This window comes from Paenibacillus sp. FSL K6-2862, assembly GCF_038005125.1.
In the GTDB taxonomy this organism is placed as follows: Bacteria; Bacillota; Bacilli; order Paenibacillales; family Paenibacillaceae; genus Paenibacillus; species Paenibacillus illinoisensis_A.
In genome coordinates, this window is record NZ_JBBOSN010000001.1 from 5,964,883 (window position 1) to 5,989,352 (window position 24,470).

The window sequence follows — 24,470 nt, forward strand, 5'->3', positions numbered from 1 at the left end:
TTCACCCTTTACCTACTTTAGTACGAAGCACCAAACAAACTGGACGACTGGGACTGGAGTCTATTAATTGCTGTTTCCATAGCTGAAAACTGTTTATAATAACGTGTCTCTGCATCATTTAATCGAGTTGTAAGCGTAAGGATCTGAGCGTCAAATTCTCTTAATCTTCTTCCCATTACGCTACTTGGTGTAAATGTACCCGTCAGATCACCGCTGAACCTGTTCGTACCGGCACGATTTGCCAGGTTCTGCATGGTGTTTGTCATAGCCGTGCTCATTTTGCTGAACAATCCATCGCTCTTGGATTCGGAATTCCCTTGAAATAGGTTAATAACCTGCTGGGGATTATTCTCAAGCATCTTCTTCAGCTTATCCTCGTCTACATATAACTTACCACCTTCAGAGTACTCACCAGTGGTAATACCCATTGCACTTAACTGTCCCATATTACCACTTATAAGGGATCGCATGGAAGTAATTGCAGAGTTAAGAATACCATCGTTTTTGAGCAGACCGCTCTTCGCTTTAGCCTCCCAAGCTGTAATATCGCTTTCTTTCATCGCCTCTTTTTGCTCATCTGTAAGAGGCTGGAAGTCACGATATTTGGCTTCACCGACCTTGGTGTTCAAGAAGCTTAATAGATCATTATAACTTTGAACAAAAGCTTTAATGGTGTCCATTGCCTGTGTAGAATCTGCTGTTGTCGTTATTGTTGATGGATCCGTAGCTGCTGTTGTACTTAATAAAGTCATGGTAATTCCATTTACAGTTATCGAATTCGTTTTGGAGGTGAATTTCTCTGTTACTTTTGTGCCATTTAATGACTCTGTAGTTACACTGACTTCAGCATCTGCCGCTGGTGTAACTGAACTTGGGTTCAATTTTAACACTTGTAACAACGGAGAATCAGCATAACTCTGTGCTACCTCTATACTTGCATTACCGAAGTCTTTGGCACTTATTGAAAACTCCCCACTCACTTCGTTGTAGGAAGCATTGACACCAGCTGATGAACTATTAATTTTGCTGATTACAGCAGATATGGTATCTGTACTTGTAATTTTGATTTCTGTTTTGTTTATTGTTAAACTCATTGTTTCATCAATACTTGCATTTAGTTCATTTAGTTTAGTTGAAAGTGGAGCTTTCTTGCCAGGTGCTACCTCTATTGGACCTTGAGGTTGTATAGTTGCTTTCGTAGCAAGCTTTGTAACTGTAACCGTCATAGGAGTTGTCGAAGCACTTGGAGTAGCCACCGCTTTAATAGCAGATGTGTTGCCGGTCACCGTAGACTGCAGTGTGGTCATTGCCATTGATTTATTAAATGTATCTGTCAGCTTGTTTTGCTTAAAATCGAATAGCTTACTGTTGACTTCACGGTAACTATCCCGCTGCCAGTTGAGAAGTGTCTTTTGTTGGTTAAGTTTATCGAGCGGAACTCGTTTGGCTTGCATCAATTTGGTGACGGTACCATCAACGTCAAATCCTGAGAAGCCATTTACTCTTAATACCATTTGTAGTCCTCCTTATATTTTTTCATCAACGATAATTCCTACCAGTTCCATCATGTTTGCTACGATGTCCAACGTTTTCTCAGGTGGAATCTCTCGAATAACTTCTCCAGTATCCTTATTTAGAACCTTGACCATAATTTGATGTGTCCTATCGTGAATGCTGACATCCAGCGTAGTCTCTGGTCCTTCCAAGGTTCTCAGAGCCTTGTCAATATTACGAATCAGCTGCTCTTCACCAAATGGGACCGACACTCCCTGTAGTCCTTTTTCTGTGAGATCTTTAAGATTGCGAATCTTATCCGTACTGTATACTGAAGAAACTGACTCAGCTGAAAGTGCTGGTTCTGAAGTACCTCTGGTTGCCGCGCTTGTGGTTAACGAAAACTGTATATTCATCCAGATAACCCCCGACAAATTTGTATTGTATTTCTTATATCGGTCAATTCCATTTCTATATTTAGTTCAGACACTGATTTTCTTTGGCAATTTAATGATGGAATATATATAAATAACCTCATTTCTAAAAAAACAGGGTCTTTCTTATAAGAAAGACCCTGTTTACAACATAAAGCAGCTTTAAAGACTATTTAACAACTCGAATGATAACGGATTTGCTGAATTTACCGTTTTTAACCGTAATTGTTGCCGTTCCGGCTGTTGCATTCGCAGGAATCGTGATGTTTCCTTCGGAATCAACCGCTGCCCGACTTGAGTTGCTGCTCGTATATATGGTTTCTGTAGAACTGCTCGTTAAATCTTTCAGGCTGTCATCCCCCATCAAAGCAGTGACAGACAGTTGCTGAGTACTGCCAGCAGTCAAGCTTACTTCCTCAGGCGTAATCGTGATGCTCTTAATCTCCGATGCCGGATCTTTACTTATCGTTAACACTACTGAGGACGTTATACTTCCGTTCTTAACGGTAATTGTTGCTGAACCTAAAGTAGCGTTAGTTGGGATGGTGATCCGACCATCTGTGTCAATTAGAGCACGGGCAACATTACTGCTTGTATAAAGCGTACCGTTGTTTGAAGTGATATCTTTAAGGCTTTCATCACCCATGGTTCCAGTGACGGTTAATTGCAGATTTCCCCCAATGGCTAGTGTAGCACTATTTGGAGTTACAAGAATCCCCTTGACTTCCGTGGAAAGATCTTTGCTAACCGTTATAACAAGATTTGTTTGAAGCTTACCATTCTTTGCTACAATAACTACTGTTCCTGCACTTGCACTCACAGGGATTGTAACGAATCCTTCTGCATTCACAGTTGCTCGTGCGGGAATGGTACTGGAATACTCAGTTCCTTGGCTACTGGATGTAATATCTCTCTGACTTCCATCACCCATAACAGCATTAAGACTCAACTGATAAGTACTGCCCGTTTGCAATGCTAATGAATCCGGATTGAATGCCAAGCGGGAAACCTCTGTCGCAGGGTCTTGGCCAACGGTCACAGTGACCGAAGTTCGCGAACTTCCAATACTAGCAGTAATTACGACTGTACCTAAAGTCGCATCTCCAGGGATCGTTATCTGCCCTGATGCGTTAACTACTGCACGTGTCGGGATACTGCTTGTGTATTGAATATCTTTATTATTGGTCATGTCCTGTTGGCTACCGTCTCCCATGTTCGCGAGTACCGTTAATTGCTGCGTTTTACCTGCATGCATGTTGATCGGATCAGGACTGATGACCATACTTTTGATCTCAGTGGCCGGGTTCTTCTTCACTGTAATTATAAGTGTAGTTTGTTGCTTTTCATTTTTAGCAGTAATCACTACCGTTCCTGCTGATGCATAGGTTGGAATCGTAACCAATCCTTCCGCACTCACCACAGCACGCTCTGCATTACTACTAGTATATATCGTTCCAGCTGCACTGGAGGTTGCCTCTCTCTCACTGCCGTCTCCCATGGTCATTTTCACGGTCAATTGCTGCATTTCACCAGTCTGGATAGTCAATGGATTTGGCGTAATCGACAGTCCCTTGACTTCCGTTGCCGGATCATTCCCAACGGTTACTGTGACCGAAGTTCGGGAAGTTCCAATACTAGCAGTAATGACTACCGTTCCAAGTGTTGCATCTCTCGGGATTGTAATCTGTCCTGAAGCATCAACTACTGCACGCGCCGGAATACTGCTTGTGTATTGAATATCTTTATTATTGGTCATGTCCTGCTGGCTGCCGTCTCCCATATTCGCAAGCACTGTTAGTTGCTGTGTTTTGCCTGCATACATCGTTATTGGGCTAGGACTGATGACCATACTTTTGATTTCCGTAGCTGGGTTCTTCTTCACTGTAATCACAATCGTTGTTTGTTTGGTACCATTCTTGACAGTGATAACAACTGTACCAGCTGAAGCATACGTCGGAATAGTAACAAGTCCTTCTGCACTCACCACAGCACGCTCTGTATTGCTGCTGCTATATGCGGTTCCTGCTTGACTCGTAGTCACATCGATCTCACTTCCATCTCCCATAACCCTTCTTACGGTCAGTTGCTGCGTTTCCCCTGTTTGGAGCATCAACGGATTTGGCGTGATTACAAGTTCTTTAACTACAGTCGCTGGATCTTGTTCAACAGTTACTGTAACTGACGCTTGCTGAGTTCCAAGCTTAGCAGTAATGACCACTGTTCCCAAAGATGGATCTGCTGGAATGGTGATTAGTCCCGCTGCATCTACTGATGCACGTGTTGGATTACTGCTTGTATATGCAACTCCTTCAGCACTCGTCATGTCCTGTTGACTGTCGTCTCCCATATTTGCAATGACTGCAAGTTGCTGTGTTTTACCAGCATACAATGTAATCGGATTCGGTGTAAGGACCAAACTTTTAATTTCAGTAGCTGGATTTTTGGTTATCGTAATAACTACTGTTGCCTTTTGGCTTCCGTTTTGTACAGTGATGACGACCGTACCTGTTGTTGCATACGCCGGGATTGTAACAAAACCATCTGCATTTACTACAGCACGCTCTGTATTACTACTACTGTATGTGGTTCCGGCTTGGCTTGCGGTTACATCGGTTTCACTTTCATCTCCCATGACCCTTTTCACGGTCAACTGCTGTGTATCTCCTGTTTGAATAGTCAACGGATTTGGTGTAATGGTTAAGCCTTTCACGACAGTTGATGGGTCCGGTTCGACGGTTATTGTAACCGCAGCTTGCTTGGTTCCAATCTTAGCGGTGATCACTACCGTTCCCAGAGAGGCATCCGCGGGAATTGTAATAAGCCCTGTTGAATTTACTGAAGCACGTGCTGAATTGCTGCTCGTATATTCAATACCTTCAGAACTACTCATATCCTTTTGACTACCGTCTCCCATATTCGCAATAACTGTTAGCTGCTGCGTTTTACCTGGATATGTTGTGATTGGATTCGGTGTAATGACCAGACTCTTAATTTCAGTGGCAGGATTTTGAGTTACCGTAATTGCCACTGTCGCCTTTTGAGTTTTATTTTGGACTGTAATTACTACTGTACCTACAGAAGCGTAAGCTGGAATCGTAACTAGCCCTTCAGCACTCACCACAGCGCGTTCTGTATTGCTGCTGCTATACACCGTCTCTGCTTGACTCGCAGTTACATCAGTTTCACTACCATCTCCCATAACCTTTTTAACGGTCAACTGCTGCTTTTCTCCCGTTTGTAATGTTAACGGATTTGGTGTGATGGACAAACCTTTCACAACAGATGCTGGGTCCGGTTCAATATTTACTGTAACCGATGATTGAACAGTTCCAAGCTTCGCTGTGATCACAACTGCTCCCAGAGAGGCATCTGCCGGGACGGTGATTAATCCCGCTGCATCTACTGATGCACGTGCCGGAATACTGCTCGTATACTCCATCCTATCTTCGTGAGTTACATCTTTCTCACTGCCATCACCCATTAACGCTGTTACCGTTAACTGCTGCTCTTTACCTACGTACAGTGTGATGGGATTGGGCTTAATTGATATCGATTTAAGTTCTTTCGCAGGATCATTAGTTATCGTCAAAGCGATAGACTTTTGGAATGAGCCATTTTTGACCGAGACTACGACTGTCCCTACAGTTGCTGATTTTGGAATGGTAATTAATCCTTCAGCATCCACCAATGCTCGCTCCATGTTACTGCTTGTATATGTCGTTCCTGCTGTACTTGCCGTAATATCCTTCAGCGTGTCGTTCCCCATCTTCGCCGTTACCTTGACCTGCTGCGTATCTTCAGGCATCAAGGATGCAGTAGCAGGATCAACCTCGATGGATAGAATGTCATTCGAAGTATCCTTAACAACATTCAACACTGCTGTCGTACGGAAAGTCTCATAATTCACTGTAATAACCACTGTGCCCAGAGAAGCATCTTTGGGAATCGTAACTTTCCCTTCCGTGTTCACCAGAGCACGTGCCGGATTACTGCTTGTATAGAGAGTCCCTGCGCTGCTGGCGGTAATATCCTTCGTCGTATCGTTCGAGTATGTGGATACAACCGTCAGCTGTTTCTCTTCTCCCGGGAATACACTTAGTTTATCCGTCGTGATCTTGATGCCCGTAAGCTCTGGATTCCCGTCAATCGTGAGGACGCTCTGTACGACTAAGTTACTGTTTGTGGCTTTGATCGTAACAGTACCGCTAATGGCATCTGACGGGATTACCACCAACCCGTTCGCATCTACCCGAGCCCGTTTTGGATCAGACGAAGTGTATTTGGTCCCGTCGGATTCCTTGGTTACGTCTTTGCTTGTTCCATCGTTCATGAGTGCTTTCAATACCAATTGAAGCTTGTTATTGGTGAGTGAAAGGGTCTCTTCTGTTGGTGAGATCGAAAGGGACTTCACTACAGGTTGAGATAACTTGACTGTCGTGGTCGCTTTCAAGCCCTTATATTCCATATTAATATAGTATGTTCCTTGCTGATTCACTGAAGTCGTTTGGATTAAACCATCGGGGGTAACCGTCACAACCGCAGGATTACTACTCGTATAGGTGATTCCGCTAGAAGATTTAGTTACATCTTTGCGTTCACCATCATTAATTTCTACCACTTTAATCTGTTCCGATTGCCCAGTATGCATCGTTACCATAAGTGGAGTCACTGACAGAAATGATTCTGTAGCGCCACCATTAACTTTAACATCTACCGTTTTGCGCACGTTCCCGTAAGTTACCTCAATCGTTGCGTATCCTGAACCCGCATTAGCAGGAACCTGGATAAGTCCTTGTGCGCTGACTGTCAGCAAATTCGCATTGGATGAAGTATATTTGGTTAATGGATCTTTGGTAATATCCAACGGTGCAATCGCAGCATTGCTATACTCCAGAATTGGTTTCAGTTGATGACTCTGTCCTCGATTCATTTCCGCTGGAGCCGTTACAGAAATACTATTTGGTGTTCCTGGTGTAATCGTAATTTTGCCTAGTACGTTGAAATTAAATTCCGATAATGGGGAGACACCCAGTGTTTTTGCTGTACTGGTGTTACCGACATTATCACGTACTGTCAACCCACTAAGCACATATTCACCTAACTCATCATACTTGTCGATGGGAATAGTAGCTCTATACTTATCTCCGTCAACCTTTATAAAGTTAAGATTAACCGTTCTTCCACTTGGTTTTTTATAATTTCCTGTCAGTGATCCATTCGCTACCCCTGATAAGAGGTCTCCAACACCAATTGTCAGGATAACTTCTGCTTGCACATTAGAGATTTGCTTGACCGTAATGGAGCCTGAAGTAAATTCCGGACCTTCCCAGTCAGGTGTCGTTCCTGTTACTTCTACAGTGCAATGCTCAAATGTCTTCAGTTGGTTGTTATTGTCAGTATAACTAGTGATTGTACGATTATTTCCTAATATGTCGCTCAAGTATACCGAGGTTAACGTCCGTAACCCACGCTCTTCATACTGACCGACTGTCACTGATCCGACGAATTGACCGGTGGCATCCTTGCGCAAATCAATTGTGCTATTGCTTCCATCTGGTTTCTTGTATGTTACTCGTACTGTACCCACGCCGGATTCATTATCCGTTACTTCAGCGCGTACTTCAATTTTCTCATTTGGGTGCACCACACGGGAAGTTACCGATATATCGTGCAGCATTGGTGCTTCTTTGTCGACCGTCGTGCCACTAACCACAACCAGACAGTTATTGAAGTTTACCGTTTTGCCATTTTGATCTTGGTAACTTGTATAGGTTTTGGAATTCCCTACACGATCTCGCGCTGTTACCGAAGCAAGAACCCATTCCCCGCTGTCATCATATTTCCCTATGATATACGAACCCTCAAATTTATTGTTTCCACTCGCAGCCAAAGAAATTGACTTTGTCGCACCACTAGGTGTTCTGTAATACGCCACTACAGAAGCTACCCCTGAGTCATTGTCTGTAACTTCGGCAGTCAACAGTAATTTGTCATTTACGGTTAATTGATTCGCATTTACTTGAATGGAGTGCAGAACCGGTGCCTCTTTGTCAGTGGACGGAGGCGTTACTCCACTTAAATTCAAGTGCAGTGGTGTAAAATCAATTTTTTGCCCATTGCTCTGGGTAGAATTATGACCAAGCGTAATGGCATTATCCTTTTTATCTTTCAAATAGATTGTTGTAGCCTTCCATGAGCCAGCTGTATCATTACTGGCTGCAGTAATATTAGCTTCATAGAGCTTGGTATTTACATTATATACAAAAGACGCTCTAAAACTCTGATTGTTCGCTTTCGTATAGATGATATAACCGTCACTAAACCCAGAGAGATCATCCGTAATATCCGCGATCACCTTCACAGGTGTTGTGGGAGTGAGTTCAGTACTTGAAACACTGATGCTGTTAATTACAGGGGCTGTCAAGTCAGGGGTTGGGTCCTCAATGACAACATCTGTTGCATAAACTACAGTCTGTGTCATGATTAGCACCATAGCCATACAAAGAATAGTCCACTTTCTGAATAGTCGCTTCATCATTTATGCATTTTTCTCCATTTCAACTAGATATTTTAAAATGTATCTAAAATTAGGCTTAAAAAAATAGACCCCAGGAAATTCTGGAGTCTATTGTCGAAATAGGATATTCGACGAAAATTAACGAAGCAATTGCAGAACACTTTGTGGTTGTTGATTCGCTTGAGCAAGCATCGCTTGAGCAGCTTGAGCAAGGATGTTGTTCTTAGTTTGCTCCATCATTTCTTTTGCCATGTCTACGTCACGCACACGGGACTCGGCAGCTGACAGGTTCTCGGAAGAAGTACCCAAGTTGTTGATTGTGTGCTCCAGACGGTTTTGAACAGCACCCAATTTAGAACGCTCAGCAGATACGTTTTTGATTGCATCATCCAGTGTGGAGATGGCTGCAGTAGCGCCTGTTTGTGTAGAGATGTTTACGTTTTGTAGGAACAAGTCCGAAGTTTTCATTGATTCAACGCCTACACTAATTGTTTGGTTAGAGTTAGCACCGATTTGGAAATTAATTTCTTGAGTTGCCTCACCAGTTTTATTTTGCTCTTGGCGAGTCACCAACGTGAAGGAATCTCCAACTTTAATCTTTGTTGAATCCACGTTAACATCCAACCCTGATCCACCTAGGTTAGCAATTGCATCAGCTGCAGCGCCACCCGCTGTAAAAGTTGCTTCAGCACTTTCTACTCCAGTAGATTCCGGGGTGATAGTGTAGGAATACTGGTTCAAACTAGCATCAAATCCAGTTACTTTAACGACATAAGTATCATTCGTTTGTACAGCTCCAGTACCTGTTGGATCAGTTACCAAAGCAGTATCGATTTCTACAGTAAAATCTCCTGTTTTGCTTGCAATTGAAGCTGACTCAGCTTTGAATGCTTTGGATGACAAATCACCATTCAACAATTTCTTAGTGTTGAATTCAGTGTTGTTCGAAATACGATCCACTTCATCTTTCAATTGTTGAACTTCTTTTTGAAGCTCTTCACGGTCAGAAGCAGTGTTCGTATCATTCGCAGATTGAACAGCCAATTCACGAACACGTTGCAGGATGCTGTGTGTTTCGTTCAGTGCACCCTCAGCTGTTTGGATAAGGGAAATACCATCTTGAGCGTTTTTGGAAGCCATGTCCAAACCGCGGATTTGACCACGCATTTTTTCGGAAATTGCCAGACCAGCAGCGTCATCACCAGCACGGTTGATGCGAAGACCGGAAGACAGTTTTTCGATATTTTTGCTTGTAGCAGAAGTGTTTGCAGATAATTGACGGTGCGTGTTAAGCGCTGTGATATTGTGATTGATAATCATTTTTGTGTTTCCTCCCTGAAATAAGTTAGTTCCACATCCTTGTGGTAAACGCTGCGACATTAAGGTCGGCCGCCCTGCTGAAGCAGCGTCTAAATAATATATCGACGGGAGGTTAGCAACTGTTTATAGCAAAATGTAATTTTTTTAATCTTTTTTCTTATTTTCATTTCGCAGCCGTTCCATAAAGGCTTCGATGTTGGCTGCAAGTGGTGTTGCCGATTCCTTATTAGCTTCCTGAATGGCGGCATACACCTCCTGACGGAAGATATCAATGTGAGCGGGTGCTGAAATCCCCAGCTTCACAGTGTCTCCGTCTACTGCCAATACAGTGACTTCAATATGATCCTGAATGACGATGGACTCACCTTTTTTTCGAGAGAGCACCAACATGCTAGATCCCACCTTTCACTGATCTCGCTTCATCCGCTGCCCAAATAAGATGACGTGTTTCGTAATTCGATTGATGGAGAACAACCTGTTTACCCACTCTTTTTTCGGGGTTAAGAACAATTGGTGCAAGCAGGTTCATTGTTGACTTGCTTGCCTCTGCCTGAATTGTCACAATAGAATACACCGATACCTGATCTTGTATCTCCAGTTCTTCTTTGTCTGCCTCTGATAACTCAAAACTGTAATCTGGTACAAACAGGAATGGACTAACGAGAAGGAAAGCCAATGCTGGCTCTTTCACCGATTGTAAATAGCTGAATGGGGTATCCTCCCAAGGGACTATAACAAAAGCATCTTCCTCGTCAAAACCAGGCAGACCTTTGGGAAAGCAATATACGTCCTCTTCGGATAATTCCATTTCTCCCCATAACGTAGTCTGAATATGAATAATAAACGCCTCCTTATCATACGAAGTGTAGATAGAAAAAAAAGAGCCATAGCGGCTTATTTCAGACCGTATAGCTCTACATTATACCCTATAACCCAATGTCAATCTCTGGCGGAGTATACTGTATGGACCCATATTGTTTAACATACACATCCAATTTCCCACGATGGTATTCAATTTCAGGCTTGTTCACAATGACATTCAGTTCAGAAACTGCAGGTTCATAATGAAGGTCAGGCTGCCTTGTATTAAACCGCACATCCACATTACCTGAGGAAGCCGGTCCACGTGTCTCTGGAAAGGGTCTGGCCTGCCAATCCGAGCCCACAATGTTCGCAATCGTGTTCCCTGGTTTATGAATGGAAGCCAGCTGATTCCCTTGCTGAACGCGTTCAGCCATATTCTGAAGAAACAACTGCTCAATGCCCGAATAGATTCGTGCATTAAGTTCAGGCATTTTACCACCTGTATAGGCAGAGAAAGCTCTGCTCTGATCCACACTCATCTCTATGGGATGGCTCTGCACGGTCAATTGGGCAGGTTTCGTATTCATCTGAAGTTCTGCCTTCGGCTGGCGAATGGAGTATTCACCCAGCTTTGCTTCGAAATTCAGAACGGTTGGAGTCGTACGAATCTGAACAACGGGAAGAGTCTTCAAATCTTTCCCCTCCCTTGGCTTATCTTAGGAAATCAACTAAAGTAGGGCTGATAATTTTCGCACCTGTGGACAACGATGCGTTATAGATGTTTTCCTGAATTTTGGACTGCATGGCCAGTTCGGCAAAGTCTGCATCTTCCACCTTGGACTGCAAGTCGGTCAAGTTAATCCCCAGATCATCCAGGCGATTCATCATCAGATCCACGCGGTTCGTTTTGGCACCAATCTCAGCCCGGTGAGCCAAGATTTTACTCACACGACTATCAATAACGTCCAGTTGATCAGACAACTCCTTCTGCTTGCCTTCCGTTAAAGATTCGATAATGGTATTGAACATGACAAAAACATTATCATCTTCTGTCGCAGAACCGAACACTTCATTACCAGTAATATTAATAGGTAACTGCACCGACTCACCAACAATAAAATTAATTTTACCCGGGTCAGTCACAACGTTCCCAGCATTGGTAGTATCTATGGAACCATCAATATTTTTCGGGAAGTCGTATGGCATGGTATCGTACGTTTCACCATTAAAGATATATTTTCCGTTAAATTTGCTATTTGCAATATCAATCATCTGTTCTTTCAACTGCTTCATTTCTTCGTTGATACTATCCAATGCGGATTGCGGATTGGTACCTGTCGAACCTTGTACAACCAATTCCCGGACCCGCTGCAATACATCTCCTGCCTGAGTCAAGACAGTTTCATTAAAATCCAGCCACGATACTGCACTATCTACGTTCTTTTGGTATTGTTCATTGGAAGAAAGTTCTGCACGGTAACGAAGGGAATATGTAATCCCTACCGGATCATCAGAAGGTTTGTTGATTTTACGGCCCGTTGCCAGTTGAATTTGTGTGTTATTCATCTGTTGCGCATTGCGGTTCAAGTTAAGCAGCAATTGTGAGCTTAGCATATTATTAGTAACTCTCATCGTTTAAGCGACCTCCCTTCTACTTATCTTCCTACCACACCGGTGGAATTGATTAATTTATCGAGCAATTGGTCAAATGTTGTCATAAAACGTGCGGATGCACTATAGGCATGCTGGAATTTAATCATGTTAGCCATCTCTTCGTCCAAGGACACCCCACTAACCGACTGACGACGCATATCAACTTGCTCTACCAAGAACTCAGAATTGGACGTTTGACGTGCCGTTTCCTGAGATTGGACTCCCAGTTGGCCTACAATCGCATTAAACTGTGCTCCGATCGTAGCATTACGCAGGCCATCAGGCGATTTCATCGGTGTATCTTTCAGGTTGGCAAGCAAAATGGCAAGCGTGTTGTTCCCTTTAATTACAGTCTCTGCTCCTGAAGCGTCAGTAGTTGTCCTCAAAGAAGTGGCGATCTTGTTCGGATCAGCTAAAATGGCGGCATTTAATGAGATATTCCCTGCCGTAATGGCAGCACTGCCATCAGATGATGTAAAGAATGGCAATCCGGCAGAAGTCGTTCCATCCATGCTGTATCCCAGCTGGTGCAGCCCATTCAAGCCTTTAACCGTTACGGTCAGTTCAGCTGTCAATGTACGTGCAGCACCAGTGTATGTCACACCATTCAGAACCGTATTATTCGGAAGGACGGACCCTGCTGGCAGCGTTATTTCGATATCTCCAGTGGCTAGCGTATTGGCCAGATCATCCATTTGTTTGCGGTAATCACTTACCAAGGTATCCCGAGATGTTATCATCCCGTGAACCTCACCATTCGTCAGAGTCCCTGCAGTATATGCTGCATTTAAGAAGGCCGAATCAACGACAACCTGAACCGCTTCACCTGTAACCAGCGCCTGTCCATTCATTTGAATCGAGTATCCTTGCGGAGAGTCTGTAACCGTAACATTCATGATTTTGGATAGCTTATCTGCCATAAGATCCCGTTGGTCGCGCAAATCATTGGCATTGTCGCCTAGCGATTCGATCTTGATTATTGCACCATTCAAATTCGCAATATTACTTAGATACCCTTGAACCTCACTACTTTTTACATCAATGTTATTATCCAAGTCCTGGCTCAGCGCATCCAGCTGGCGGCTAATTTGGTTCATCGCATCTGTAAGTGCCAGAGTGGTTTCCTTCACAATACGGCGTGCAGTAACATCCTCCGGATTTTTGCTCAGATCAGACCAGGATTTATAGAAGTTATCCATTACGGTACGAAAACCGGTATCAGAGGGTTCATTCACGATAGCTTCCAATTTTTCCAGCGTATCACGCTGAATGGACCAACTCCCGAAGCTGGTATTTTCATTACGATATTGATCATCCAGGAATTTCTCACGAACACGAGTGATTGAGTCAAACTCTACCCCCGTTCCGAGTTGTCCCGGTGTAGTGCTGTGCAAAAAGGCAAATGGTTCCATTGGAATAGAGGCTTGCATATTTACTCTCTGCCGGGAGTATCCTTCCGTATTGGCATTGGCTACGTTATGGCCCGTTGTGCTAAGTGCTGCCGTTTGTGTAAACAAGCTTCGTTTAGCTGTTTCAATTGAATGAAAAGTAGATGTCACCTGGTTTCCCCCTAAATTAATCAGGCACGTGTATCAAAAAGTCCGATTCGTCCTGGATTTCCGTTCTTATCAGCAGGATGCTGATAAGTGGCATCCTGTTCTGGTCGTGAAGCAAATATGTCCATGGAAAAATCGATAAACATTAATGATTGCTCGATCAGTTTTTGATTTAATTGATTAGCTTCTTTTAGTTCCAGCAATGTTCCCGCCAGCTTATTCTGAACCTCGATTAAACGCTGTTTATCAGCCGGATCAAATATCAATTTGGAGATTTCGGTGATGTTCAAATTCAATAAGGATTTGATTCCTCGCTCTTGAAGCAGTTCATGAACTGCACTAAGCCGTTCGCTTTCCAGTGGCTCCTGCTGTTTCATAAACTTGGATTCCTTGTTCATTACGGCAATCAACTGATCCACATCGTTTTTGACAATGACCTGCCTTTTGATCTCGCTTAGTGCCAGCATCTCACGATGACTTTGTTCCATTTGCTGTAAAACTGCAATTAATCTGTCCAGTGCTGCCATTACGTAATCACCTATTCCTTATCAAAAGACTTAAAATACGGCAGAAGCTTGTCAGCAAGTTTACTGCTGTCTACCTGGTACGTTCCAGAACTTACCTGTTCCTTCAGTTCCTGTATACGTTGCATGCGTTCCGCATCTTGTGTACGACTTTGCTCTTCAAGCATCTTCATCGCCTCCGGAGAGATGGATACTTCGTCCTTACGGCGGCTTTTCTTAGCGTCAGCCTGCTGATTGGATTCAATGTTCCTTTGATAGGAGTTAATAGCACCAATTCTATTCGGTTCATTGATTTTCATTCGAAATACACTTCCTTCACCTTAGGATTTTACATTATCTTTATCATTGCGAACAATTCGGATAATAAAAAAAACCGATAATCTTTAATAAGTTTATCGGTACATTCCAAAACATTTGTTATAGCAGGAACTGCATTTAAGCCCTCGTTCCTATGAATCCCGTAGTTTGTCGACAGCATTGTAGGCTCGTCCGCCTATATTGCCATTATCCTTCTGACCTACCTCACGTGCTGCCCCAGCCAAGTCTTTCGTTAAGCGATTACGGCATGAGTCACACATATGCCCTTCACGGATTAGCGTTCCGCATACCTCACAAGGATACATCATATTCGGGGCGTTTTCGATGGAAATCCGTCCCTCCCGGATGAACTTGGTGATCTGCTTAATGGAAATCTCCGTTGCATCAGATAGTTCCTGTATGTTAGTGCCCCTATTCTCCCGTAAATAATCTACGCAAGTTTGATATTCCTGTTCTATTTCCTTAATGCAATTCGAGCATACATCCCGAAAGTTCAATGCATATAACCTGCCACAGCGAGGACAATTACCCAGATTCATCGCTTAAACGCCCCTCTCAAACTTCCTCATTCCGATGGATAATACCTATACATTACCTTATTTTCTCACATCTAGTCCATAGTCTATTTGCGCACCAAGAGGACCAAGAATGCGTACATACGCAAATTTTCAGAAGATATTTTATGGCTATAATTGAATAATTCCTATAATTTCCTCATTGTGAAAAAGATTTTTTTCTTTTATTTCATGATAATCTATTACATCTCTAAAATTCAAACTCTCCTGCAATCTTAAATATTACTATGATCGCGCCAAGGATAAGGTATAGATCTCTACTGGAATATCACTTGAGACAGCCCCATTTAAAATAACCCTACCACAAGCATCCAAGGTACTGCCCGTTGTGTAAATATCATCGATTAATAGCAATTGAAGTGGACAAGAGTACACTCTAGTAGAATTAAATCCTGCTTTGCCTATGTAGAGGTTCCTTAAAGTATCCATTACGCCGGGGCTTATTGAAAAAGCTTCCTTCATCGTCTCAATCCGTTCGCCACGTGTCTTAAAACTCTGCTTGGTGGTGTTGATCCGGCGCTGCAGCAGATCAACTACAGGTAGACGGCAGGCTACTGCGAGTCCTGAAGCGAGCCGCTCTGCCTGGTTGAAGCCGCGCTCGGCAAGGCGCTCGTTACTGACGGGGACGTAAGTCACCGCGTCAGGCCGCCATCGCGGCTTGGGGCCTGGGAGCAGCGATGGCGGATGGCGCGTCGCTGCTTGAGGGTTGGTGCGCACGGCTGCTGATGCGTGTGCACTTGGTGGCTGAACGTGCGCGTAAGTTGACGCGCGCGGGCTCGGTGGATGCAAGCTGGCATCCACCGGAGGTGAAGCAGAGGTGGCGGGATGAGCCACGGAAGCTTGGGTTTCTTTCGCCGCAACCAGACTCAGTTCTTCACTCATGGCTTGAAAGGCTTGAATGAGTAGTGACGTTAACAGCGGTGCGTAGCGCTCGTGGCCCCTGAATTTGTACATGCCGATCCATTCTTTCATAAGAGCATTGTATTGGACGGCACTGCGGTTGCAGATGAACGAGCGATTGGCCATATGTGGGCGGATGCAGTCCGGACAACCGATGGCCCGGCCACAACGCAGACAGCGGATGGAGCGAATCCAAGGAATTTGCTGAGCGCATCTTGTGCAAATACCCGGGTAGGTTGGAGATAGTACAGCACGAGTGCCACAGGTCAGGCAGGTTGCCCCAGGCGGAGCAAACAGGTTATGTAGGCAATGGGTCAGTTGGTGAACAAAGTCGGTTATATCGTTAAGCCGATCGAACATGATGCCAGTACCTCCTTAAATGGGGCGGATTTATCGTTGGGTCTGCTGGTACAGGTAACCCTTGCGACGGGCGATAGTGTTCATTTTCCGAATCTGTGCCACCGCTTTGACCTGAGAACGGGTGCGCCTAGAGGATGCGAAGACGACTCTGCCTGCCGGATCATCCATGGAACGCCCTGCTCTGCCCGCCATCTGTACCAATGAGGCCTCGTCGAAGAGCCCATTATCTGCATCCAAAATAAAGACATCACTGCGCGGAATGGTCACGCCCCGCTCCAGAATGGTGGTCGTCACCAACAGACGGATGTCTCGTTCGCGGAATGCCATGACTTTACTTGCCCGGTCCGTATCTTGGGATGATGTCCCTTGGATATGGATTTGGGGAAATATTCGCCGCATCAGGTTAACAAAGGCCTCAATCTGGGCAATGCGAGTTACGAATACAAACACCTGGGCATCACGCTGCAAGGAGGTTTGGATGCTATTCTTCAGGGCAGCGGGAAGACTCCTTTTTTTGATACACTCAGCAACAGTCGGTATCTTGATCAAATGCGGAACGGGCAGTGGATAGCGGTGAAAGCGTACCGGCACCCTCGCATGAGCGAGTTTCCGCTGTGAAACTTCTTTTTGCAGCCGGGCTGGCGGGGTAGCCGAGAGATATATGAAATTCCCATCTGGTTTGCAGGAAGCGGCCGCGGCATGAGCGAGCATGGGATCATTGTGATAGGGAAAGGCGTCCAGCTCATCAATGATGACCAGGTCGAATCCTTGGTAAAAACGCATCAACTGATGCGTGGTCGCGAGGGTGAGCTGTGCGTCTTTCCACCGCTCGGTACTGCCTCCGTACAGGGTGGCCAGCGCAACGTCAGGAAAGGCTTTGGCCAGACGTGGTGCCAGCTCCAACACCACGTCTCTGCGCGGCGTTGCTACAAGCGCTCTCCCTCCGCGGTCTAGCGTATGCTGGAGCAGCGGAAAGATCATCTCGGTCTTGCCGGCCCCGGTCACGGCCCAGAGCAAGAACCGCCCTGGCCCATCCTCGGCGGAGGTGGGCCGGGCCAAGTACGCCAGCGCCGCAGAAGCTGCCGCGCTCTGCGCTGCGCTTAGCCCCCACCGGGCGAGACCGCCGCCGGTGGCAAGAGCGGCCGTGCCACGCACGGCCGCAGGCGCTGCGCTGCGCAGCAGCAGCGCACAGGCACGGCTGCGCCCCAATGCGAGGCAGGCCTCGCAGTAGGCGCACGCCGCCAGGCCGCAGGCAGCGCAGGGCACGCGCTGCCTGGCAACGCTGCCGCACCGGCGGCAGCGGAGCGCGCCTTGCGCGCTGAGCCACGCGGGCCGGCGGCGCGTGGGCAGTTCCAGGGCGGCTGTGATGCTCAGCCGCCCATGCAAGCGCGCGAGCTGCGCAGCCGCGCGCCAGGAGGCCAGCTGCTGGACTGTGTCCGCCAGCAGCGCCTCCGCCTCGGCCGCCAGCAATTGGCGGCCGCGAAGCCGCTCAGCAAGCAGAGCTGCGCCCTGCTCCAGCTGAGCCCACCCTTCGGCGGGGTAAGCAGCAGGCATCCCGCCAACCCCAGCTCCCCTGGAGGCAGCAGCAATCCCACTTGTCCCAGCCCTACGTTCAGCTGCAGCTATCCCCGCTTCTCCCCCCAAACCTGCACCTTCTCTTCTGGCTGCTTGTTCTCCCGACAGCTTGTCATACGCCTCCACTTTACGGCGCATATATGCCAGCCAATGTCCCTCACTCCACTGATCCATTCCGCGCTCCGGCTCAAAATGTTCAACCAGCCATGACGCCTGACTTAGCGGCAACGCTTCATCCAACAACAACCAGCTCTGTACCTGCTGACCACTCGCTCCTTCCAACCACCATGTGACATCCACCCGCAGATCCAAGGACAATAGCATGTTCCACCTATCCTTGACTCGGCACACATAGAGCGCAACTCTCATCCAATCCCTCCTCAAACTTGAACTTCCATGAACGCAAAAAAAGCACACGCTTACCCGGCTATCTGCCGGAGCATGTGCTTCATGTCCTGATTTCATCCAATGTCTTATCTTACTTGTCTTTTTACTATATCAATTGCTCCAGTGCAGGACAAGCTTTGGGAAATTAAAATTCAGGTTTTAGGCCCATTTTACCAATTTAACGAATACCCCAAATCAATCTCATAAAGTGCGAAACTTTTTCCAATCGGTACCGTCTATACTTTTAAGTTAAGATGTACGGTTTCGAATCGCTTCATACTTCAATCTCAGGAGCTCAACATCCAAACAATAACCATAGATTGCATAAAAACCCATTTTTAATTTAACAGCAGACTTGGCTACAATGAACAAAAAAAGATTACAGCTATGCTGTAATCTTCATGTGGATCTATGGAAACGAATTCGATTCAGGCTTTACATAAAATTAATGCTCAGGCTCACGCAGATCAATAAGTCGAAACGCACGATCTCCATATGGTTTTGGACGTTCCATATCAGGTGGTACAGCTGCCAGGTATGAAGGCTCCAACCCCTGCTTGCGCATCAGCTTTTCAATAATCCGAACCGTTTCCGATTCCATACGATCAGCAACAACTGTCAATGTGAAGCTCTTTCCACGGTAAAACAGCTCCCGGCAAAGTGCTCTTACAACGCCTTCGATCCGCTGTTCCTGATTGGAAGGAATGAGCAAAATCTGCTCGTAACCCTCGGGTTCCGGACGAGAAAGATGACGCTGGTGCATGGCATGAACGGCCACTGCCGCCAGGAAGTATATGAGCAGAATCATAGTCAAATGAGCAACCATGGCAACTGCACCTCCTCGGAAGGTCATGCTCACCCATGGCGAACATCCCTGTATACGACAGTATATGCCGTACTTTCGAAAGGGTTACACCTGCACATTGCAAGCGCCATATTTCTTTCTAGTGACTTCGTCAAGGAAACGACAGGCCAGGTCATTCGTCCACTCATTCATAACCAAGCATGAACATTTGTTCCGCATGATTCCATACTTTGTTCTTATGCAGTAATAAAGTCCATTAACCCGCAGACCAATCCGGGCAATCGGGAAGGGTGCGAGTGAACAGATATCTATGGTACCATTCTAATTTTATTAACAGGAAATTCTTATACGTGTATTAGAGCGTAACCCAACCATACTTGATGGAGTTAATAACGGCTTGTGTACGGTCATCCACTTCCATCTTCTGCAGAATGCTGCTGACATGGTTTTTCACCGTTTTTTCACTGATGAACAGGAATTCACCAATCATTTTGTTACTCTTACCTTCAGCCATCAGACGAAGCACTTCTGCTTCACGACGAGTGAGCGGATTGTTATCGCCAGCGACAAATTTAACCCCAGCTTCTTTTGAAGCCCCTTCGCTCATCGCACCTGTTTCATTAAGATACGTCATACGACGCAGCTGCATGATCAGTTTGCCTGTTACTTTAGGGTGAATGAACGCATGCCCCTCATGAACGGAACGAATCGCATTGATTAGGGATTCAGCTTCCATATCCTTCAGCAAGTATCCGTTGGCACCTTTACGCAAAGTCTCAAATACATAACTTTCATCATCATGAATGGACAGAATAATGACTTTAACGTCCGGGAACAGCTCACGCAGTTTCTCCGTCGCTTCAACCCCGTTCTCCACAGGCATGTTGATATCCATTAGAACGATATCCGGCTTCTCTTGGTTGCAGAATTCAAGCACCTGAATCCCATCGCCACATTCGCCGATGACCTCAATATCGTCCTCCATGTTCAAAATGCGTTTTAGCCCTTCACGGAACAGCTGATGATCGTCAGCCAAAAGAACTTTAATTGATGTATTACCAGTATCACGGTTTTCCATCCTGCTACTCCTTTCCCTTATCCACGTTTGTCGGGATATGAATCACGATTTTGGTTCCTTGATTTTCTGCGGATTCAATCTCTATTCTGCCTTCCAGCAGTTCAACCCGTTCTCTCATCCCAATCAGACCGAAATGGTTGTGATCCTTGCTTTTCTTCGCAAGAAGCTCCGGTTTGAAGCCAAGCCCATTGTCCTGAACGACAATTTTGACGAGCTGAGCCTGGTATGTAATTTCCACTACAACATGAGTGGGATAAGCATGCTTTGCAGCATTGGACAGACCCTCCTGCACGAGACGGTAGATTGCAGCCTCCATTGCAGAAGACAAGCGGTGTTCCTTGCCTCTTGTTTCAAAAATCGAGCGAATTTTTGTTTTTACTTCAAAATCCTGCACGTATTTCCGAAGCGTTGGAATCAATCCCAGGTCATCCAGTGCCATAGGACGCAAATTGAATATTACTTTTCTCATTTCTTCAAGACTGGAACGAACCTGGCCTTTCAAATCTACTATTTCGGCCTGGACCATCTTAAAATCCTGCTTAATGAGCATTCTTTCTACAATTTCCGTCCTAAGTACTAGATTGGCGAGCATCTGCGCAGGCCCGTCATGTATCTCACGTGCAATGCGCTTCCGCTCTTCTTCCTGGGCCAAAATTATTTTCAAACCAATCATTTGTCGATTCTTGGCGGATTCGATAATCCGGGTCACTTGACCCAGCTCACCCGACAAGTACTCCAGTACGACCCCCATCTGCGAACCAATCGTTTCGGCACGCTCCACAGAAGCCTCCACATTTTTGGCACGCTTCTGCAGATCATCCCGACGGGCCTTCAGATACATTTCCTTCTCACGATAAATCATCAGGTCCAGCTGCAACTGCGTCGCTTTCTCATACGCCTGCTTGATATCATGCTCGGAATAACGGACGAAGTCACGGCTAACCTCAGTCAGACGGATCCGGGAGCGGCGGTAGTTGAGCTCCAATTGATCTACTTTCTCGATCGTTTCCGCCGTCTCCTTCAGAACCGACTTCAACTCCTCATTCAGAGTTTTTAGCTCCTCACGGGTTGAGTCCATGATTTCGAACATTTGATATTTGCTGTTTTCCATGACTTGTATGGCGTTTTTAATGACGCGGTCTATGGCATCGGCTTGTAAATCCACGTTAGTTCGACTCCATTTCTATCGTTTCCGGTATATATCATACCATATCACGATGAGATGGTAACGGTCTTCGTTTTCTGTTCCCATTTTACAGTCAATCCAAGTTGCTCGGAAACGAGTCGAAGAGGGACTAAAGTCCTACCTCCAGATACATATGGGGCTACTGTTGCGCTCTGTCTTTTTCCATTCAAAATGAATTCTTTCTGTCCCACGACCAGATCAATCAGTTTCCCGCCGCGAATAACGGTGATCCGCTGATTTTTGCTATCCCAGCTTGCCTGTCCGCCAAAGGCATCCAGTACATGTTTGATTGGGACATATGTTGTACCATTTTTCAGCACGGGTGCTGCATCAATTGCCTTTTTCGTTCCGTTCACGGTCATCGACTTCTGTCCAAGTACCAGGGAAGCTGTTCCTGTAGGCAGTCCCACTTCACTGGATTTCGATGGCATGGTGAAGGCAATGTTATCAAATGCAACGGTACCTGTCATGGTGCGCTCATCCTGGCCCTCTTCTACATTGACTACATAGACACGTTTCAGCTTGGCTGGATATGCAATGTTCAGACCGCTCAGGTCCACGTTCACTTTTTTCCACCCGCTCCAGTCAATGGCCTTCGCAAGATCGGCATACACTGTTTTTCCATTGGCATCCGTAAACTCTGCACGGAGCCAGTTCAGGCTCTTGTCACCCATTACATCCATCGACATGGTCGTTGCAGCTGAAGATACTTCTCTGCCTGTTGTCCCGTTCAATTGGGCATAAGCATACATTTTCCCTGTACCTGCAGTCATGTCGTAGCTCAGCTGAAGCACTTTGGAGCCAGCCTTTTCACCTGTACCCGCCGTTACGGCTGCTGAACCAGTTACGCCAGCGGCGTTCGTTGTAAAGTTGATTGGATAACTTACATTCTCGAAGTTCTCCCAGGTGGTTTCGCTGTCAGCAGCCGTAAGAACAACGACCGTACTGTAGCCGTCATAACGACCGATTGCATATCCAACCTGTGCTCCTGAATTTACAGAAGATACCGTTAATTGATCGTCAGCCACTTTACCTTTGAAACCGATAAATTCCCATGTCAGCGAATCAGCCGGAACGGTTACACTTTGTCCGTCTTTCGTCTTCGCAGTCACAGGGATGGACATGGTCGTTCCCGCTTTCAGCGAGCCAAGACCAGAACCCGCAGTCAGAGAGGATAGCTCGCTTCCACCGAGCACCGTTACTTTAATGGTAGAAGATGCCCCGCTGCTTGTGGCTGTGAGCGTAGCTGTTCCTGGTTTAACACCCTTGATCACGCCATTACTTACGCTGACGATGCCGTTGTTGCTTGATTTCCAGGTCAGCTTGATGTCTCCGGTCGCAATCGGGTTGTAATACGTGTCATACCCTTTGGCTGAATACTTGCCCTCTTGTCCTACCAGCAGCGTTTGGCTGCCACTTACAGCAAAGCCTTTCAGCTTGCCTTCCGGAGCCGTAGAGAATACGCCGAGCGTGTTTACGACCTGACGCTGCTCAGTGCCATATTCTGTGTTGAATGTGAGACTAGCATTTTCTTCCCCAAGCGGACGTGTCACCATGGTGGTAGAGCCGCCGCCGTCCAGGTTCATGCCTTTCCATACGCCGATACTGGTCATGAAGGATTGCAATTCAGTCAGCGACATGCCGCTGCTGTTACTGTTTTTCTCAGCCGCAATAATATAGACATATCGACCGTCCTGCGAATAACCTACCGCTGTTCTCGCACGAATACCTCCAATGCCGGAAGAGGCGATATCACGGGAGAACGTAGCTGCTTTGCCTCCATTGACAAGGATCGTATGACCACCAATCATCATCTCGAGATTACTCGGATCAACCGATTGTCCTGTTGTTTTGGCTACGAGCTTGTAGTCCGCACTTAATGTCTGTCCTACGGAGAGATGAGTCATAATCCAGGTAGCCGCTGTTCCATGTGCCCGCAAAATGTAACCGTCTTCCGGTACCGTCATGTCCAATGCTTTTTTGTCAGAAATTTGCGTAATGACGCCGTTCTGCACAAGCACCTCTGTTGGTGTGGTAGAAGGATCGTTCGGACGTTTGGTTGATGTCCAGGCTGGTGTATAAATATACATCGAGTTGGCGTGACTGTATTTGACCGAGCCTGATTCTACCGTATAGTCTTCCTTGTTAATTCCACGCAGAGCAAAGGTTGAACCGTCATCAGCCTTCACCGTACCGTCAAAAGAGTATTCGTCGATCATCGGTTTGCCATCTTTAGTCACGGTGAGGGCATACATTCCCGTCAGTTCCGATGGTGTGGAGATTAGAACCCCATCAGAGACCTGTCCACCAATTGGAGCAAGCTCCCCGGAAACGTTAAAATAATCACCGTTCACAGCAGCAACCGCATCATTTTCCTTGGCCATACCACCTGTGCTTTGTTTACTGTTCAAGTTGCCGCCCTTACCTGTCATCACATCGAGTTTCACATAAGGGTTTTGTAAATCCACCTGGATCACGTCTGCCAGTACATTCACTTTCGAACCGGATCTTGTGGTTGTATATTTGTATTTCATGAGCTTCGCGCCGGAAGTCAGAATTTCCTCACTTAACTTGCTTGTACTTGTAGATGCCGCAGCAGCTACCGACTGCCACGTCGTTCCCGACCAGACCTGCTGCCCTGCTCCCAAGACCGGTGCAATCCAGATCACACCTGCCAGTGTCACAATTGCCCATTTCTTCGCCTTGCTGCCCTTCACGTCTTCCTGCGGTTTCCCGTGTTTCCCCAGCATGTTTGAAACGTCTCTCCCATCTTGTATATCAATCTTAGACATCACGTGTCCTGCCGCCAGATGGCAGAGAACAGCCGGATCCCTAGTATACTCTACTATTAATAGACTGCTTTTCGTGGAAAAAGTTACGCCCGCAGCCAACTTTGAGGGTATTCCGCACAAAAAAAGACCCCAAGCATGGCATGGAATTGCCACACTTGAAGTCACATGTTAAATAATAGATTATTGTTTATA

Annotated in this window: 19 protein-coding genes; 1 reads left to right on the forward strand and 18 read right to left on the reverse strand. The window is 46.0% G+C overall.

The annotated features are described in order from the left end of the window. Positions 1–17 precede the first annotated feature (17 nt). The 13 genes from fliD to MHB82_RS27145 form a co-directional block, all read right to left on the reverse strand. On the reverse strand, positions 18–1,514 hold the full coding sequence (fliD, locus tag MHB82_RS27085; protein ID WP_341176275.1) for a flagellar filament capping protein FliD: 1,497 nt from the start codon (positions 1,512–1,514) through the stop codon (positions 18–20). Positions 1,515–1,526: 12 nt separating this feature from the next. Continuing rightward, a complete protein-coding gene (locus tag MHB82_RS27090; protein WP_341176276.1) occupies positions 1,527–1,910 on the reverse strand; it encodes a flagellar protein FlaG in 384 nt (127 codons plus the stop codon). Positions 1,911–2,097: 187 nt separating this feature from the next. Beyond that, positions 2,098–8,409: an Ig-like domain-containing protein gene (locus MHB82_RS27095; protein WP_341176277.1), complete on the reverse strand. Its 6,312-nt coding sequence runs from the start codon at positions 8,407–8,409 to the stop codon at positions 2,098–2,100. A gap of 174 nt (positions 8,410–8,583) precedes the next feature. Next, complete coding sequence (locus MHB82_RS27100) at positions 8,584–9,765, reverse strand: flagellin N-terminal helical domain-containing protein (protein ID WP_341176278.1); 1,182 nt, start codon at positions 9,763–9,765, stop codon at positions 8,584–8,586. Between the two features lie 144 nt (positions 9,766–9,909). Next, entirely contained in the window at positions 9,910–10,155 is a 246-nt protein-coding gene (gene csrA, locus MHB82_RS27105; protein ID WP_341176279.1) for a carbon storage regulator CsrA, read from the reverse strand. A 1-nt stretch (position 10,156) separates the two neighbouring features. Further along, positions 10,157–10,573 (reverse strand): flagellar assembly protein FliW, encoded by a 417-nt coding sequence (gene fliW / locus MHB82_RS27110; RefSeq protein ID WP_341176280.1) that lies wholly within the window; start codon positions 10,571–10,573, stop codon positions 10,157–10,159. 118 nt (positions 10,574–10,691) lie between these two features. Further along, complete coding sequence (locus MHB82_RS27115) at positions 10,692–11,261, reverse strand: DUF6470 family protein (RefSeq protein WP_341176281.1); 570 nt, start codon at positions 11,259–11,261, stop codon at positions 10,692–10,694. Positions 11,262–11,280: 19 nt separating this feature from the next. Then, the gene (flgL, locus tag MHB82_RS27120; protein ID WP_341176282.1) at positions 11,281–12,201 is read right to left on the reverse strand and encodes a flagellar hook-associated protein FlgL; all 921 of its coding nucleotides are present in this window, start codon (positions 12,199–12,201) and stop codon (positions 11,281–11,283) included. Between the two features lie 23 nt (positions 12,202–12,224). Beyond that, complete coding sequence (gene flgK / locus MHB82_RS27125; RefSeq protein ID WP_341176283.1) at positions 12,225–13,781, reverse strand: flagellar hook-associated protein FlgK; 1,557 nt, start codon at positions 13,779–13,781, stop codon at positions 12,225–12,227. Positions 13,782–13,801: 20 nt separating this feature from the next. Continuing rightward, a complete protein-coding gene (locus MHB82_RS27130; RefSeq protein ID WP_341176284.1) occupies positions 13,802–14,305 on the reverse strand; it encodes a flagellar protein FlgN in 504 nt (167 codons plus the stop codon). Between the two features lie 11 nt (positions 14,306–14,316). Then, positions 14,317–14,601: a flagellar biosynthesis anti-sigma factor FlgM gene (gene flgM / locus MHB82_RS27135; protein ID WP_341176285.1), complete on the reverse strand. Its 285-nt coding sequence runs from the start codon at positions 14,599–14,601 to the stop codon at positions 14,317–14,319. Between the two features lie 150 nt (positions 14,602–14,751). Beyond that, complete coding sequence (locus MHB82_RS27140; RefSeq protein WP_095359935.1) at positions 14,752–15,159, reverse strand: TIGR03826 family flagellar region protein; 408 nt, start codon at positions 15,157–15,159, stop codon at positions 14,752–14,754. Between the two features lie 261 nt (positions 15,160–15,420). Beyond that, a complete protein-coding gene (locus tag MHB82_RS27145) occupies positions 15,421–15,831 on the reverse strand; it encodes a ComF family protein (RefSeq protein ID WP_341176286.1) in 411 nt (136 codons plus the stop codon). A 297-nt stretch (positions 15,832–16,128) separates the two neighbouring features. Between MHB82_RS27145 and MHB82_RS27150 the strand changes: the two genes are divergently transcribed. Further along, positions 16,129–16,341, forward strand: coding sequence for a hypothetical protein (locus MHB82_RS27150; RefSeq protein ID WP_341176287.1), 213 nt, complete (start codon positions 16,129–16,131; stop codon positions 16,339–16,341). A gap of 144 nt (positions 16,342–16,485) precedes the next feature. On the opposite strand, the gene MHB82_RS32115 is transcribed toward MHB82_RS27150, so the two are convergent. From MHB82_RS32115 to MHB82_RS27180, 5 genes are all read right to left on the reverse strand, one after another. Beyond that, positions 16,486–18,399 (reverse strand): helicase-related protein, encoded by a 1,914-nt coding sequence (locus tag MHB82_RS32115; RefSeq protein ID WP_445671242.1) that lies wholly within the window; start codon positions 18,397–18,399, stop codon positions 16,486–16,488. Between the two features lie 463 nt (positions 18,400–18,862). Next, on the reverse strand, positions 18,863–19,243 hold the full coding sequence (locus MHB82_RS27165) for a hypothetical protein (RefSeq protein ID WP_341176290.1): 381 nt from the start codon (positions 19,241–19,243) through the stop codon (positions 18,863–18,865). Between the two features lie 334 nt (positions 19,244–19,577). Next, on the reverse strand, positions 19,578–20,300 hold the full coding sequence (locus MHB82_RS27170) for a response regulator transcription factor (RefSeq protein WP_095291355.1): 723 nt from the start codon (positions 20,298–20,300) through the stop codon (positions 19,578–19,580). 4 nt (positions 20,301–20,304) lie between these two features. Further along, positions 20,305–21,465, reverse strand: a complete 1,161-nt coding sequence (locus MHB82_RS27175) for a sensor histidine kinase (protein WP_095359942.1) — start codon at positions 21,463–21,465, stop codon at positions 20,305–20,307. 47 nt (positions 21,466–21,512) lie between these two features. Beyond that, positions 21,513–24,236: a stalk domain-containing protein gene (locus tag MHB82_RS27180; RefSeq protein WP_341176705.1), complete on the reverse strand. Its 2,724-nt coding sequence runs from the start codon at positions 24,234–24,236 to the stop codon at positions 21,513–21,515. Positions 24,237–24,470 lie beyond the last annotated feature (234 nt).

Excerpts from the sequence above, each read along its gene's own strand:
- fliD (WP_341176275.1), bottom strand. The coding sequence starts at position 1,514 with ATGGTATTAAGAGTAAATGGCTTCTCAGGATTTGACGTTGATGGTACC.
- MHB82_RS27090 (WP_341176276.1), bottom strand. The coding sequence starts at position 1,910 with ATGAATATACAGTTTTCGTTAACCACAAGCGCGGCAACCAGAGGTACT.
- MHB82_RS27095 (WP_341176277.1), bottom strand. The coding sequence starts at position 8,409 with ATGACACAGACTGTAGTTTATGCAACAGATGTTGTCATTGAGGACCCA.
- MHB82_RS27100 (WP_341176278.1), bottom strand. The coding sequence starts at position 9,765 with ATGATTATCAATCACAATATCACAGCGCTTAACACGCACCGTCAATTA.
- csrA (WP_341176279.1), bottom strand. The coding sequence starts at position 10,155 with ATGTTGGTGCTCTCTCGAAAAAAAGGTGAGTCCATCGTCATTCAGGAT.
- fliW (WP_341176280.1), bottom strand. The coding sequence starts at position 10,573 with ATGGAATTATCCGAAGAGGACGTATATTGCTTTCCCAAAGGTCTGCCT.
- flgL (WP_341176282.1), bottom strand. The coding sequence starts at position 12,201 with ATGAGAGTTACTAATAATATGCTAAGCTCACAATTGCTGCTTAACTTG.
- MHB82_RS27130 (WP_341176284.1), bottom strand. The coding sequence starts at position 14,305 with ATGGCAGCACTGGACAGATTAATTGCAGTTTTACAGCAAATGGAACAA.
- flgM (WP_341176285.1), bottom strand. The coding sequence starts at position 14,601 with ATGAAAATCAATGAACCGAATAGAATTGGTGCTATTAACTCCTATCAA.
- MHB82_RS27140 (WP_095359935.1), bottom strand. The coding sequence starts at position 15,159 with ATGAATCTGGGTAATTGTCCTCGCTGTGGCAGGTTATATGCATTGAAC.
- MHB82_RS32115 (WP_445671242.1), bottom strand. The coding sequence starts at position 18,399 with ATGAGAGTTGCGCTCTATGTGTGCCGAGTCAAGGATAGGTGGAACATG.
- MHB82_RS27165 (WP_341176290.1), bottom strand. The coding sequence starts at position 19,243 with ATGGTTGCTCATTTGACTATGATTCTGCTCATATACTTCCTGGCGGCA.
- MHB82_RS27170 (WP_095291355.1), bottom strand. The coding sequence starts at position 20,300 with ATGGAAAACCGTGATACTGGTAATACATCAATTAAAGTTCTTTTGGCT.
- MHB82_RS27180 (WP_341176705.1), bottom strand. The coding sequence starts at position 24,236 with ATGCTGGGGAAACACGGGAAACCGCAGGAAGACGTGAAGGGCAGCAAG.